Annotated in this window: 8 protein-coding genes and 4 tRNA genes; 6 read left to right on the plus strand and 6 right to left on the minus strand. The window is 56.1% G+C overall.

The window, feature by feature from the left end; translation table 11 throughout:
* Window positions 1–114 precede the first annotated feature (114 nt).
* The 4 genes from PMI37_RS04330 to PMI37_RS04345 all read left to right on the plus strand — a co-directional run bounded on the left by PMI37_RS04330 (window position 115) and on the right by PMI37_RS04345 (window position 2,852).
* Window positions 115–741, plus strand: a complete 627-nt coding sequence (locus PMI37_RS04330) for a DUF1780 domain-containing protein (RefSeq protein ID WP_008078503.1) — start codon at window positions 115–117, stop codon at window positions 739–741.
* Window positions 738–1,265 (plus strand): MOSC domain-containing protein, encoded by a 528-nt coding sequence (locus PMI37_RS04335; protein WP_008078505.1) that lies wholly within the window; start codon window positions 738–740, stop codon window positions 1,263–1,265. The genes PMI37_RS04330 and PMI37_RS04335 overlap by 4 nt, the downstream gene beginning before the upstream one ends.
* 51 nt (window positions 1,266–1,316) lie before the next feature.
* A complete protein-coding gene (locus tag PMI37_RS04340; protein ID WP_007909875.1) occupies window positions 1,317–1,490 on the plus strand; it encodes a DUF3094 domain-containing protein in 174 nt (57 codons plus the stop codon).
* A gap of 63 nt (window positions 1,491–1,553) precedes the next feature.
* Window positions 1,554–2,852, plus strand: a complete 1,299-nt coding sequence (locus PMI37_RS04345; RefSeq protein ID WP_008078507.1) for an NAD(P)/FAD-dependent oxidoreductase — start codon at window positions 1,554–1,556, stop codon at window positions 2,850–2,852.
* Between the two features lie 53 nt (window positions 2,853–2,905).
* Here PMI37_RS04345 and PMI37_RS31765 read toward each other — a convergent pair whose 3' ends face one another.
* Window positions 2,906–4,915 carry a hypothetical protein gene (locus PMI37_RS31765; RefSeq protein WP_008078509.1) on the minus strand — a complete coding sequence of 670 codons (2,010 nt, stop codon included), beginning with the start codon at window positions 4,913–4,915 and terminating at the stop codon, window positions 2,906–2,908.
* Between the two features lie 329 nt (window positions 4,916–5,244).
* On the opposite strand from PMI37_RS31765, the gene PMI37_RS31770 reads away from it, so the two are divergent.
* Both PMI37_RS31770 and PMI37_RS04355 read left to right on the plus strand, forming a co-directional pair.
* Complete coding sequence (locus tag PMI37_RS31770; RefSeq protein WP_157173060.1) at window positions 5,245–5,730, plus strand: hypothetical protein; 486 nt, start codon at window positions 5,245–5,247, stop codon at window positions 5,728–5,730.
* Between the two features lie 65 nt (window positions 5,731–5,795).
* A complete protein-coding gene (locus PMI37_RS04355) occupies window positions 5,796–10,898 on the plus strand; it encodes an RHS repeat-associated core domain-containing protein (protein WP_045122964.1) in 5,103 nt (1,700 codons plus the stop codon).
* Between the two features lie 204 nt (window positions 10,899–11,102).
* Here the strand turns inward: PMI37_RS04355 and PMI37_RS04360 are convergent.
* The 5 genes from PMI37_RS04360 to clpB all read right to left on the minus strand — a co-directional run bounded on the left by PMI37_RS04360 (window position 11,103) and on the right by clpB (window position 14,381).
* Window positions 11,103–11,179: transfer RNA gene (locus tag PMI37_RS04360), tRNA-Pro, on the minus strand.
* Between the two features lie 97 nt (window positions 11,180–11,276).
* A tRNA-Lys gene (locus PMI37_RS04365) sits at window positions 11,277–11,352 on the minus strand.
* A gap of 5 nt (window positions 11,353–11,357) precedes the next feature.
* Window positions 11,358–11,434: transfer RNA gene (locus PMI37_RS04370), tRNA-Pro, on the minus strand.
* Window positions 11,435–11,443: 9 nt separating this feature from the next.
* Window positions 11,444–11,519: transfer RNA gene (locus PMI37_RS04375), tRNA-Asn, on the minus strand.
* A 297-nt stretch (window positions 11,520–11,816) separates the two neighbouring features.
* The gene (gene clpB / locus PMI37_RS04380; protein WP_007909871.1) at window positions 11,817–14,381 is read right to left on the minus strand and encodes an ATP-dependent chaperone ClpB; all 2,565 of its coding nucleotides are present in this window, start codon (window positions 14,379–14,381) and stop codon (window positions 11,817–11,819) included.
* Window positions 14,382–14,404: the final 23 nt, after the last annotated feature.

Below are 14,404 nucleotides of genomic sequence, written 5' to 3' on the forward strand. Positions count from 1 at the left end.
GTTCTTTTTACAGTCAAAAGATCGCAGCCTTCGGCAGCTCCTACAAGGGCGAGGTGAACGGGCGGTGCAAGCAAAGCTTTCTGCTTGTCGCATTTGAACGCTAAGCTTGGGCCTATGGATGACTCAGATTATTTACGCCTGCTGACCATCGCGGCCGAGCAGGCCAACGCATTCCTGTCCAATGCCCGCAAATGGGAGCGTGAGCGTTGGGTCTGCCAGCGCCTGCTGCAAGGCCTGAACATTCCCTACCGCGCCGACGAATTCGCGCCGGCCGGCGAGCCGCCGGACGTTTTGTTTCGTGATGCCAATTTCGAAGTGTTTTTCGTCCTCGATGAAGGCCGTCGCCTCAACGACGAATGGCGCGACGAACTGCAGCGCCGGCGCAGCGCTTTTTCGCTCAGCCAGCTGGTGCGCCGTGAAGCCAAGCCCAAGCGCATCCCGGCTAATGAATTCCTTATGCGACTGGCGCCGACTTTGCGCAAAAAAGCCCACAACTACAAAGAGCGCGGCATGGATCTGGGCGAACTGGACATCATTGCCTTCGCCAGCCTTAAACGCGAAGTGCTCGACTTGAACAGCCACTTCCCGCCGCCCACCGAATATCTGCGTCAGGGCTGGCGCTCGCTGTCGCTGGTCGGCCCGACCTTCGCCCGCGTGCTGTTCGCCCACCCGGATGCGCCGGATTTTCTGCGCAGCAACCTCGGCCGCAGCATCGTCTTCGACGTCGGGATCAGCCTGTGACGTCGCTTCAGCAGCTGATTGCCGACGTACCGCAGACCGGCCGTGTGCGCTGGATCGGTGTGCGCCCCGAATCCCGTGGGCCGATGATCGAGCTGGACGCCGTCGAGGCGCGGCTCGAAGCCGGGCTGACCGGCGATCACGCCCGGCCCGGCGTGCGTAACGCGCGGCAGGTGACGCTGATTCAGTTCGAACACCTCGCGGTGATCAGCGCGTTGATGGGCCGTGCCGACGATCAACCGGTCAGGCCTGAAGATCTGCGGCGCAATCTCGTTATCAGCGGTATCAATTTGTTTAGCCTGAAGGGCCGGCGCTTTCGCATCGGCCAGGCCATCTTCGAAACCACCGGTTGGTGTCAGCCCTGCGCACGCTTGCAGAACAACCTCGGCCCCGGCACGTTTCAAGCCGTGCGCGGGCATGGCGGAATTACCGCGCGGGTGTTACAAAGCGGGATCATTCGCCTCGATGATGGCGTGTCTGTCGAGCCGGTTCCGGACAGCGGCTATGCTCCGTTCAACCCCGGATAAAAACCGCTGTAGCTTGTTCACATTCAGCAACGTCTACCTGACGAGGCCATTATGACCAGCCGCCTGAACCCCGAAGACCAAAAGCATGTCGAAGAGTACCTGCAACTGTCCCAACACCGAGTCGAGCGCCGGCCTTTCCGGCCGTGGATGCTCCTCGTGCTGGTGCTGGCAGTGACCATTGGTCTGGGCCTGTTGAGCCGATTTATCAGTTACCTGACGCTATGAGCAGCTTGGCGCTCGCTTGGGTAACCGCACCGATTTCCTTTAAAAACCTTGCGAGTTATCCCTATGTCTCATCGTATTGTTATTGTCGGCGGCGGCGCCGGCGGTCTGGAGTTGGCTACCCGTCTGGGTAAGACCCTGGGCAAGCGCGGCACCGCCAGCGTGATGCTGGTCGACGCCAACCTGACGCACATCTGGAAACCGCTGCTGCACGAAGTGGCCGCCGGCTCGCTGAACTCCTCCGAAGACGAACTCAACTATGTTGCCCAAGCCAAATGGAACCACTTCGAGTTCCAGTTGGGGCGCATGAGCGGGCTCGATCGCGCACAGAAAAAAATCCAGCTGGCCGCCACCTACGACGAAAACGGCGTAGAACTGGTGCCAGCGCGGGAAGTGCAGTACGACTCGCTGGTGATCAGCGTCGGCAGCACCACCAACGATTTCGGCACCCAGGGCGCGGCGCAGCACTGCCTGTTCCTCGACACCCGCAAACAGGCCGAGCGTTTCCACCAGCAATTGCTCAATCACTATCTGCGTGCACACGCCGGGCAAACCGATGTGGTCGAGCAGATCAGCGTCGCGATCGTCGGCGCGGGCGCCACTGGCGTTGAGCTGGCGGCAGAGCTGCACAACGCTGCGCATGAGCTGGCGGCGTATGGACTGGATCGAATCAAACCGGAAAACATGCACATCACCCTGATCGAAGCCGGGCCACGGGTGCTGCCTGCCCTGCCGGAGCGCATCAGCGGGCCGGTACACAAGACCCTGGAGAAACTCGGAGTCAATGTGATGACCAACGCGTCGGTCAGCGAAGTGACCGCCGACAGTCTGATTACTGCCGACGGCAACGAGATCAAGGCCAGCCTGAAAGTCTGGGCCGCCGGTATTCGGGCGCCGGGTTTCCTCAAGGACATCGACGGCCTGGAAACCAACCGCATCAATCAACTGCAAGTGCTGCCGACGCTGAAAACCACTCGCGATGAAAACATCTTCGCTTTCGGTGACTGCGCGGCCTGCCCGCAACCGGGCACCGATCGCAACGTGCCGCCGCGTGCACAAGCGGCGCACCAACAGGCGTCATTGCTGGCCAAGTCGCTGAAGCTGCGCATCGAAGGCAAGACCCTGCCGGAATACAAGTACACCGACTACGGCTCGCTGATCTCGCTGTCGCGTTTCTCGGCTGTGGGTAACTTGATGGGCAACCTGACCGGCAGCGTGATGCTCGAAGGCTGGCTGGCGCGGATGTTTTACGTCTCGCTGTATCGCATGCACCAGATGGCGCTGTACGGGCCGTTCCGCACGGCGATGCTGATGCTGGGGAGCAAGATTGGTCGCGGGACTGAGCCGCGTTTGAAGCTGCACTAAACCGATGAGGGGAGCGAACAGGTTCGCTCCCCTCTTTATTTCTGCCCCCTCCTTCAAAACAGCACTAACTCATGTCGTCCCAACGGTGAAGCGTCTTTGAAGCGGATCTGCAAGCGGTGATCATTGCCATAGACATCGACGGCATTCAGCACACAGGGGCCGTTATGATTGATCGCACTCTGGCTGTGATACGGAATGTTGTTCGCCCCTTGCAACACCAACATGACATGACCATTTTTCGGGTTGCTGACTTGGGTGACCGGTGTGAAGGCACTCCCCAGTTGGATCGCAGGGTTATATTGGAAAATTGTGCCACCGGGTGATGAAAAACCGACGTTCGATGCACGGGTGACATTCGAACTTCTATCGTCCCACTGAATCACTCCGACCGGCGTCATACTCGCGGACAAAAACTTCACCAATGGTTGCTGCACTCCGCCTCCGGCAAGGGCATATTGCCAGACAAACGTATCCGAATCACCGTTGCCCGAAATCAGCGTGCGCTCGAACGTGTAGTTGTCAACCAGATACTCGGGAATTTCTGCTTTACGAACTTCCACGTTCGATACAAAGCCGGATTCCTCCCCATCTGTAATGTATTCAAAACTGCCCTCACTGGTATGACGGGTAATCCCCACATACAGTCTTTCCAGATTACCGCCGGAATTGCCGCTTTTGCTCGCCGATACAAAAAATGTGCGGGTATGTACCGCTGCTGGGGGAACCGATGAAGGCTCGCTGACCACTCCTGGATATTCCAGATACTCATTGCGTTCGCGACGGAAGAACCACGCGCCGTCCCCGGCGTCACCTTCTGGCAATGCAGTGAACTGGCCAAAGGCATCACGCACCATAAGCTTTACACTTGCCAGCTCTTCGGGCTTGACGGTTTGACTCATCAGCGACTCGATACCTACGGTGACTTCCAATTGCTGACGGCTATTTGGATAGACGCGATTAGAAGCAGAACTCACCACCACAGCCAATTGTGTCAACCAACTGCTGAGTGGCGGTTTTTCCTGCTGAGGGCTCGCAGCGCCAGCCCATTCGACACTGAGTTGATAAAGCCAAGGATCGCGTAGCGGATATTCGGAAGCCAACGTAGCGGCAAAGCGTAGCGGGTTGCCATAAACATCCATCCCGGAACTGTAATAACAGGCTTGCCGTACGGGGAAGAGTTCAGACACCCGTGAATACATTCCGACCGCTATAGCAATTGCGCCTGACCGCGGCTGTCGAATGGCCGCTAGCGCCTGATTCATTGAGAGGCCAAGTTGATTGCCTGCGGGTACGTTCTTTTTCGCAATGGCACTGCCTGGGTCGCCAAATGCGGTGGCCTTATTGTCGTGAAGTGACGAGTCGGCAGGCGTACTCGACTGAGGGTGAATATTCACAGGCGTTGAAGTGCCTGGCAGGCGCAAACTGAGATAACGGTTATGCACTTTCGCCGTGTAGCCTTCGAGAGGCCCACTAAAAACTTCCACAGGATCGCTCAGCAATAAACCACCGTTATAGGACGCGTACACAGGTGGTGCTAAGGCTTTCAAACGAAAGCTGCTGTTGAAACGACCATTCTGCCCCGCACCGCCATAAGGCGCATCGCGGTGATTACTAATATATTTTGTGCCGGGCAACTGCACTTGGGCCGCGAACTGGTTGACGGTGCCGTCGGGCACACCTGTATAGCTGATGTATCGTCGAAACTGCTGAGTATTATCAGGATGTTCGACTGCCATTCGGGATAGAGATTGAGAGTTGGTTGAAGCGATAGTCTGCTCAGGAAAAGGCAGAACTCCTGTTACTGGCGGGTTGCGATCACTGTTCCAGCTTCCCGAGGCTGACGTATAGGGAACGATGTTTACATTCAGATCATCTGCAAGAGAAACGATCTCTCCATTGCTGTTGCGGGCTTGGAGGGTAATCAGCGCTACACACTTTTGTACGCCATTGGCGAATACCCTTGCCTGAGCATTTTCATACCCTTGAAAAGGTTCAACTTCTACAAGAAGGTAAGTAACCGACACAGCATTATTGACCGATTGAAATCTTGATTTCGAGTCCATGGCATACACCTGAAATTAAGGGTTGATTGCAGCCGATTCCTGACCATAAGACGCTTCTAGACGGGCGCCAATACGCTACAACTGGTACTTCTAACACAATCAAACCTACTTGACACCTGTCAGAGTTGACAGGTATCAACAGCAAAAAAAAGAGATATTTTTTATATAACAACGTAATCGCCATTCAACAAAAATCGACAGCAACATCGAAAGGTTAAGTCGCCAAAACAACACAGGCTCCCCATTAACTCGGATCTTGGCCAAAAATCAAATGCCAACCTCTTCCGTCCCATGGATAGCTATAAGCTACTCAAACTAAAGGTGCTTCAATGAAAACAACAAGCTACAAAATAATCTTATCTGTAATTTTAGCCTTGTTGTCATCTTCATGCACTCCCTACGTTTCCAAAATGAAGGAAACAAAAAACTACTCGCAACTTGCGTTGTACGGAGCCAATAACAATTTGCTTTGTAGACTCCTTGTCGTCTATGGTCATTACAGCTTCTATCCAGGGGCTGCCTGTCCAAATGATAAAGCCTATTATTTTTCAGTGGAAAATCCGCGCGAGGGAGTAATTTTCTCTATTACTGAAAGCTACGCTAATTTGCATAGCTGTAGCGGGGCAGGAGCAGAGTATCAAATTATTGACCCAATCCCTGGCCAGCCAACTGCCCGAGTACCCGTCGGAGCCGCATTTACTGTCCCAGAGGGCAAGGAAATAGTTCCAGGAGTTGTGGCCAGAAGATGGTACGGGGCCAATAGACCTATAGAGGGAAAAGTTTCCTGCGTTGTTATGTGGCGTGATGGTCACTAAGACTTTTCTTAAACCATCACAACTCTCAAAGACGGGTGATTATGATGAGCTTACCACGACATAAAATGACTATTAATAACTGGCTAACTTCCGCAGGACTTTACTCTCAAGCCAGTAACTTCATAGGCCATGTCACCACCGACGTCGACCGCCGCACCGGCCAATTCACCCTCGCCGCCAAACTCCCGAGCCTGCAAGCCAACAACCTCGCCGGCCCTATCGTCAGTCTGTCTTTGCACTTCAGCCCGCTCGCCTCTCACACCGACATGGGCTTCGGTTTGGGCTGGCAGTTGGGCGTATCGATGCTGGATCTGAACACCGACCGACTCAGCCTGCTGACCGGTGATCAATACCGTCTGGATCGACGCAAATCAGACTTCTCCGATGGCGGACTGCTGGTATTCCATGATCAAAAGTTGCGCAGTTTCGTAGTACGGCAGATGGGTACCAACGGGCGCGTATTCCGCGTCGAGCACAAAAGCGGCGATACCGAATGGCTGGAAGTTCAAGAGCGCAGCGGTCTGGCGATGATTGTGCAGATGCGTTCGCCGCAAGGTCGGCAGGCGTTTTTCAGATGGCTGCCGCGCGGTAACAATCAGTTCGGCCTGGACAGCATTTGGGATGAGCGCGGGCCGGAGCTTCCCCTGTTGCGGGTCGCAATGAGTCGAGAAGCCGTGGTCTTTACCCTGTTCCCGGGCAGCGACAGTGAATCGAAGATTACCCTGCAGCAAGTCAACGGCAAACTGACCCAACTGATCTTGCCCGATGAAGACAGCCGCTGGACGTTCGATTATCTGACGGATAAAGACAGCGGTCTGCTATTCCCCAACCGCGTGCTGGGACCATTGGGCAGCGAAGATAGCGTGCAATACGCCACAGGCAATCAGGGGCACCGATTGCCGCCCGGTGCGCCGCTTGCCTGGTTGCCCAGGGTGGTTAGTCATCGCCATTCGCCCGGCGCCGGTCAGCCGGACATCCATCGCCAATTCAAATGGATCGGTACCTCGAACTTCCTTGGCGGTGATGTTGCACCTCCGGGTGGCTGGCAGGACGGTATCGACAATCTCTACCGCATGACCTCCTACCGATACAGCAACATTGAAACGGTTTTGAACGAGAAAGGCGAAACCCTGGCCACCGCCGAGCGCACCTGGAACCGCTTCCACCTGCAAACCAAAGAAGTCACCACGCGCCACAGCACTCGCCTGCAAGACGGTGTAAGCGTGGCAGAACAGAAGGTCATTACTTTCGAGACGATTTACGGTGATGATCCAGACAAAAGCTGGGAACAGCAGGAAGCGTGGTGCCAACTACCGATCGCAACAGTTACCCGCTATGAAGACGGCGTACAGCCGCCGCGCGAAGTACGCGAAGAAACTGACTACGACGATTACGGCAACGTCCTGCAAAAGCGCTTTGCCGATGGCCGGATTGAAACCACGGAATTTTATCCACTGGGCGGCAGCGAAGGCTGCCCTGATGACGGTCGTGAATTCATACGCTGGGTGAAAAGCACAACATTGATGCCGGCGCCGGTCCCCGGTGGTGGCACTGGCGGTGTCTCACCTACCCAAACACGCAGGCGCTATGCGCTGCTGCCAAAGCGCCAAATCGATGATGTACAAAACCTTATAGCCAATGAGGAAACAGCCTTAGTACTCGCCAGCCCGACGGAGCAATTAATCGGCACAACCACACAAGGCTGGGATTTAAACCCTGCCAGTGCTTTTTTCGGTCAACCGATACAAAGCATCAATACGCTCAACGGCTATGCCACAACCACAACGTTCGCTCGCACGTTCGATGCCGAAGGGCTTCACGAAACCCAGACGCTAACTGGCCATGACGGGCTCGCCGTCATCAGCAATACAGTACGTCATTCGTTGACGGGCTTGACCCTGATTGAATTGAGTGAAGACGCCGTTGCGACAACCTACGCCTACGACACCCTTGGCCGGGTTGTCCGGCGCACTGAATCTGCCGGCACCGAATACGAGGTCAGCAGTTTCTGTAGTTTCATCACTGCGGGGAAAAACCGCGACAAAGCCGTGACGGTCGAGGAAACCGACATCACCGGGCAGAAACGTCGTCTGTTGCTGGATGGCAGCGGCCGGCCTGTTCGTGAAGAACGTCAGGACAGCGACATCACCGGCCAGCAGTTTCGCGAAGTCTGGTCCGGCGTGTACGGCCATGACGGTGAGTTGCTCAGTGAAACCGTACAGGACTGGTTACCCGGCCTGACATCCCCTATCCGCCTTACCACGCGCAAGGATCTCGATGCCTGGGGGCAGATCAGCGCACAGCATCAACCGGACGGCACCAGCCAGCACACGATCCAGGACCCGATTACGCTGATCAGCCGGCACTGGCAGCAGAGTCGGACAGGTGAGCGTGGGGCGGAAACCGAGATGGTGCGCAATCGTGCAGGAGAGATTGAGCAGGTCACCGTGCGCGCGCCGCGCATTGCAGACGGCCAGCCCGGTGCCGTTTTGCGGGTAGAGAAGTGGACATTCGATGGTCTCTACCGGCCAATCAGTCATCAGATCATCGCCGATGGCGTGACGACCACGACTCGAACCGAACGCGATGTGTTCGGCCGTACCCATCGCGTCACTCGCGAGGACGGCAGCGTAGTGCATTGGGCATACGCCATGCATAGCGACGGCGATCATCCAGTGATGGTTAGCCTCACGCCTGCCGACGGCAGCGCGCAAGTGCTGGCCACCCAGACATTTGATGGCCTCGGGCGATCCGTGCAGCTGCAGGCCGGCGGCCAGACTGAATCGCTCAACTACCTGAAGGGTCAGTTGCCACCCGCCTCAGCAACACAAGCGGATGGTAGACAGATCGATTTCCGCTATGAAAAAAAACTGGATAACGCGCTCATTGCAGCGGTGCCACAGGGCGATAGCGGTTATGTGTGCACGTATCGTCCGCCTGAGGGTTTTCCCAGCAAGATCCAAGGTGGTTTGGGGATGATCACGCAGGAGTATTCAGCGTCGGGAAGACCGATCAAGGAACAATGGACAGTGGCTGGCGAAACGCACACCACCACCGTCGCCGCCCAGTCGCTGATAGGACGCGCCATCCATCTGACCGATGTCGGTGGAACCGTGCATCAGATTGAATATGACCAGTGGGGCCGCACGAAGGTGCAGCAGGCCGGCTCCATCAGCGTTCACTTTTCCTACGACGATTTCGGCCGTATACATACCATTACCACCATCGACAGCACCAACAATCGCAGCCTGGAGCAGTCGCTGAGCTACGACTCCTTTGGCCGTGAATTGAGTCGCACATGGCAAAACGCCGAGGGCAAAACCGTGCAAACGCTGGCCTTCACCGGCCGCGATAAAGTCGCCTTGCGACGCTGGGAACTGGATGGCCTGCTGCACAGCGAAGAACGCTACACCTATGATGAACGCGGTCGCCTGCTGCAAAGTACCGCGACCGGCCCTGATGCGCCGCTGGACACCCGCACGGGCAAACGTATCAGTCAGCAGATGTTCACGCTGAATGCCTTGGACGGTTATCAAAAACTCGATACCACCTTCGTCGATGGCACTCGCAACACTATGTCCTTCCGCTACGATCCGGTCGCACCGGATCGCCCCGTCGCGATCACCCATCGCGGTGTGCAGGACACTGACATAGAACTGAAGTGGGACGCCAATGGCCGACTGATAGAGGAGTGGCGCAACGCAACGCTTTATCGAAAACTTGCCTGGGACGCCAACGGCCGAGTGCGCGAAATCAGCGAGAACGGTGCCAGCAGCCTCTATCGCTACGATCCATTGGGCCGTTTGGGCGAACAGGAAACAGCCAAAGGTACTGCGCGACGGTTCTATATCAACGATCAAATGATCAATGAGCGCGCACCCAACGGCGCGATGCTGACGATGGTTCGCTCAACTGATGCAGTGTTCGCTGAAAGCCGGTTGAGTCAGTCCATCCGCAGCGTTCTGCTGACCGGTACTGACGGTCAGGGCTCAATGCGTCTGGAAAACAACGGGGCCAACCGTTTGCTGAGTTATTCCGATCACGGTGATGATGACGGAACAGCACAAAGTCGAGTGGGATATGCCGGAGAGCTGCGCGACGTGGTAACGGGTCTTTACCATCCCGGCAGTTACCGACCTTACGATCCGCAACTGATGCTGTTCCTCGCCCCTGATAGCGCCAGTCCGCTGGGGGATGGGGGACTGAATCGGTATGCATACTGCGGAGGGGACCCGGTGAATCGAGTGGATCCGGATGGGCACAGTTTCTGGAGTTGGTTTGGGGCGGCACTTGGTGTAGTACTCGGAGCCGTCGCAATTGTGGCATCGTTCGGGGTTCTTGCTCCGGTGGTTACCTCCGCGTTTGTGGCGGTAACAGCAGCGGTTACCGCTGGGAGTGTCACTGGAGCCATAGCAGCCGGCGTAGCAGGTGTCAGTGCCGTTCTAGGTGCAATAACGCCAGGCGTTATTATTGCTGCGACGACAGTTACCTTGGGCACAGTGGCTGCAGCCACGGGCCTCGCCTCCCCTATCGCGGAGGTGACGGGGAATCAACAAGCAGCGGAAATCCTGGGCTGGATATCGTTGGGGACGGGAGTAGCGGCATCGTTGGTTGCGTTAGCGCCGGCGATGGGAAAGACGATTACAAAAGTCGGGAGTTTTGTGGGGCGGTGGCAGCATAACCTTCAAAACGCTGGCGGGGTGCCAAGATTTGCCAGTTCATCCTCAGGTGCTGCCAGACTGGCTGGACGCACTGCAACGAACCATCTCGCCAAACTGCCGGATGGTGCAATGGAAAACCTCATCCGTTATCTACCAGGGTCAGACCTGAAAAATCTATCGCTCACCTCACGTCGCATGAATGATCTGGTGAGCAGCAATACACGCCCACTCAACAAGGTACTCCCTTCGTTTTCCAATGAGACTCGTACGGCGTACGTCCAAAAAGTCAGGAAAATCTGGGTAGGCGAGGAACCGGGAGTTTTACCTTCTCAGTTAAGCAAAGCCAATGTGGACGTTACAATGAGTATTTCTCCCCCTTTGAACCCCGGCCCTGGAACCAACCTATTAACAATGGCTTCAATGGGTTTCGACGATTTACCTTGGCTGCAAACACTGTCGAAAATGAACTTTGATTATCTGAGACGTTTTCGCCGTTGGAGCATTTGACGTAATCGATTCGGCTACTTTGGCTCGTTAAGTGCTCATTCTCATAGCTCTGATCTGATCTGATCTGATCGTTACGCATGCTTTCTTTCAAAAAAGAGCGGTCAAGTCGCAATCCAGCAGGTGGTAAGAGTGCTTTTGTATGAGACCTCAGTTTTTCGCAGGCAAAAAAAATCCCCGTATCTTTCGATACGAGGATTTTTAATATGGTCGGGGTAAGGGGATTCGAACTCCTGACATCCTGCTCCCAAAGCAGGCGCGCTACCGGACTGCGCTATACCCCGGTAAAAAAAAGGCGACCTTTCAAAGATCGCCTTCTTCGATCAGCGCTTTTGGCCTCTGATCTTAAGATTCGATCCCAGCGTTAACTGGTTTCAAAAATGGTGGGTCGTGTGGGATTCGAACCTACGACCAATTGGTTAAAAGCCAACTGCTCTACCAACTGAGCTAACGACCCAAAAATGGTCGGGGTAAGGGGATTCGAACTCCTGACATCCTGCTCCCAAAGCAGGCGCGCTACCGGACTGCGCTATACCCCGGCTTGAAATTGGCTCCGTGACCAGGACTCGAACCTGGGACCCAATGATTAACAGTCATTTGCTCTACCGACTGAGCTATCACGGAACTACATATTTCAATTTACAACGGTGAAACTTACTGCTTCCAGTCACTCGTTCGCATCGCTGCGTTCGTGTGTCTGAGGCGCGCTATTCTACAACCTAGAACACCTCTGTCAACCCCCTAAATTGCTTTCAAGTTAATGATTTGCAACTTATTTCAGATTTCAGCTCAGTGAGTTGAAACCGTCTTGGCGACTGACTGCGGGGCGCACTTTACAAGCCTTTTCCTTTGAGTTCAACAGCCTAACGAAAAAAAAGGCCCCACAAGGTGGGGCCTGCCAATTTTCATTGGCCTTTGGGCTTAGTTGAAAACGATTTCGTCGTTCTCGACCACACCCGTTGCCGTGTCGCCTGGCATGAAATGACCCGAGAGGATCAATTGCGCCAGCGGGTTTTCGATCCAGCGCTGAATCGCACGCTTCAACGGACGTGCGCCATAGACCGGGTCGTAGCCCACCGCAATCAGCTTATCCATCGCTTCCGGGCTCAGTTCCAGCTTCAGCTCACGCTCGGCCAGACGCGTACGTAGACGACCCAACTGGATCTCGGTAATGCCTGCGATCTGATCCCGCGCCAGCGGCTCGAAGATCACCACTTCGTCGACCCGGTTGATGAACTCCGGACGGAAGTGCGACGTCAGTGCATCCATTACCGCAGCACGCTGCGCTTCACGATCACCGACCAGTTCCTGGATCTGTACCGACCCCAGGTTCGAAGTCATCACGATCACCGTGTTGCGGAAGTCCACCGTACGGCCGTGGCTGTCGGTCAGGCGACCATCCTCAAGCACTTGCAGCAAGATGTTGAACACATCCGGGTGCGCCTTCTCGACCTCGTCCAGCAGGATCACCGAATAAGGCTTGCGACGCACCGCCTCGGTCAGGTAACCACCCTCTTCATAGCCAACATATCCCGGTGGCGCACCGATCAGACGCGCCACGGAATGTTTCTCCATGAACTCGGACATGTCGATCCGCACCATCGCCTCTTCAGTATCAAAGAGGAATTCGGCCAGCGCCTTGCACAGCTCGGTTTTACCGACACCGGTCGGGCCGAGGAACATGAACGAGCCGCTTGGGCGATTCGGGTCGGACAACCCGGCGCGCGAACGCCGTACTGCGTTCGCGACGGCGACCACCGCCTCTTCCTGACCGATCACCCGTTTGTGCAACAGGCTTTCCATCTTCATCAACTTGTCGCGCTCGCCTTCGAGCATTTTCGACACGGGGATGCCGGTCCACTTCGACACGACCTCAGCGATCTCTTCCTCAGTCACCTTGCTGCGCAACAACTGGTTTTCGCTCTTGCCGTGCTGATCGACCATTTGCAGGCTGCGCTCCAGATCCGGGATCACCCCGTACTGCAACTCGGCCATGCGGTTCAGGTCGCCTTTACGGCGTGCCGCCTCCAGTTCCTGACGCGATTGTTCGATCTTCTGCTGAATCTGTGCAGAACCCTGCACCTCGGCTTTTTCCGAGTTCCAGATTTCTTCCAGATCGGAATACTCGCGTTCGAGACGGACGATTTCTTCCTGGAGTTTCTCCAGACGTTTCATCGCTGCTTCATCGCTTTCTTTCTTCAGCGCCTGGGATTCCACCTTCAACTGAATCAGGCGACGCTCCAGACGATCGAGCACTTCCGGCTTGGAGTCGATTTCCATGCGGATGCGGCTCGCGGCCTCGTCAATCAGGTCGATGGCCTTGTCCGGCAGCTGCCGGTCAGTGATGTAGCGATGGCTGAGCTTGGCCGCCGCAATGATCGCGCCGTCGGTGATCGCTACCTTGTGGTGAACCTCGTAGCGCTCCTTGAGGCCGCGCAGGATGGCGATGGTGTCTTCTTCGCTCGGTTCATCCACCAGGACTTTCTGGAAGCGTCGTTCGAGCGCCGCGTCCTTCTCTATATATTGGCGGTACTCGTTGAGCGTGGTCGCGCCAACGCAGTGCAACTCGCCGCGCGCCAGTGCAGGCTTGAGCATGTTGCCGGCGTCCATCGAGCCTTCGCCCTTACCGGCGCCGACCATGGTGTGCAATTCGTCGATGAACAGAATGATCTGCCCTTCCTGCTTCGACAGCTCGTTGAGCAGCGATTTCAGGCGCTCTTCGAACTCACCGCGATACTTGGCACCGGCAATCAGCGCGCCCATATCGAGCGAGAGCAGACGCTTGCCTTTGAGGCCGTCCGGCACTTCGCCGTTGATGATGCGCTGCGCCAGACCTTCGGCGATCGCGGTTTTACCCACACCAGGTTCACCGATCAGCACCGGGTTGTTCTTGGTGCGCCGTTGCAGAACCTGAATGGTGCGACGAATTTCGTCGTCACGGCCGATCACCGGATCGAGCTTGCCGTCTTCGGCGCGCTTGGTCAGGTCGACGGTGTATTTATCCAGCGCCTGACGCGACTCCTCGTGGTTGGCGTCATTCACCGCTTCGCCGCCACGCAGGTTGTTGATCGCGTTTTCCAGGGCTTTCTTGCTCACGCCCTGGCCGAGCAGCAACTTGCCGAGCTTGCTGTTCTCGTCCATCGCCGCGAGCAGCACCAGTTCGCTGGAGATGAACTGGTCGCCCTTCTGCTGGGCCAGGCGATCGGCCTGATTGAGCAGGCGCGCCAGATCCTGCGACATGTTGACGTCGCCGGTCGGGTTCTGGATTTTCGGTAATTGGTCGAGCTCTTTGGTCAGCTCTTTGCGCAAGCTGTTGACGTCGAAGCCCACCTGCATCAGCAGAGGTTTGATCGAACCACCCTGCTGTTCAAGCATGGCTTGCATCAAGTGCGCCGGCTCAATCGCCGGATGATCGTGGCCGACTGCCAACGACTGCGCGTCGGACAAGGCCAACTGTAATTTGCTGGTTAAACGGTCTATTCGCATAAGTCACCTTCCTTTTGAGCAGG

Origin of the sequence: Pseudomonas sp. GM80 (assembly GCF_000282515.1) — a bacterium.
Taxonomy (GTDB): Bacteria; Pseudomonadota; Gammaproteobacteria; order Pseudomonadales; family Pseudomonadaceae; genus Aquipseudomonas.

Coding starts and splice junctions, on each gene's coding strand:
- PMI37_RS04330 (WP_008078503.1), top strand. CDS start 115: ATGGATGACTCAGATTATTTACGCCTGCTGACCATCGCGGCCGAGCAG.
- PMI37_RS04340 (WP_007909875.1), top strand. CDS start 1,317: ATGACCAGCCGCCTGAACCCCGAAGACCAAAAGCATGTCGAAGAGTAC.
- PMI37_RS04345 (WP_008078507.1), top strand. CDS start 1,554: ATGTCTCATCGTATTGTTATTGTCGGCGGCGGCGCCGGCGGTCTGGAG.
- PMI37_RS31765 (WP_008078509.1), bottom strand. CDS start 4,915: ATGGACTCGAAATCAAGATTTCAATCGGTCAATAATGCTGTGTCGGTT.
- PMI37_RS31770 (WP_157173060.1), top strand. CDS start 5,245: ATGAAAACAACAAGCTACAAAATAATCTTATCTGTAATTTTAGCCTTG.
- PMI37_RS04355 (WP_045122964.1), top strand. CDS start 5,796: ATGACTATTAATAACTGGCTAACTTCCGCAGGACTTTACTCTCAAGCC.
- clpB (WP_007909871.1), bottom strand. CDS start 14,381: ATGCGAATAGACCGTTTAACCAGCAAATTACAGTTGGCCTTGTCCGAC.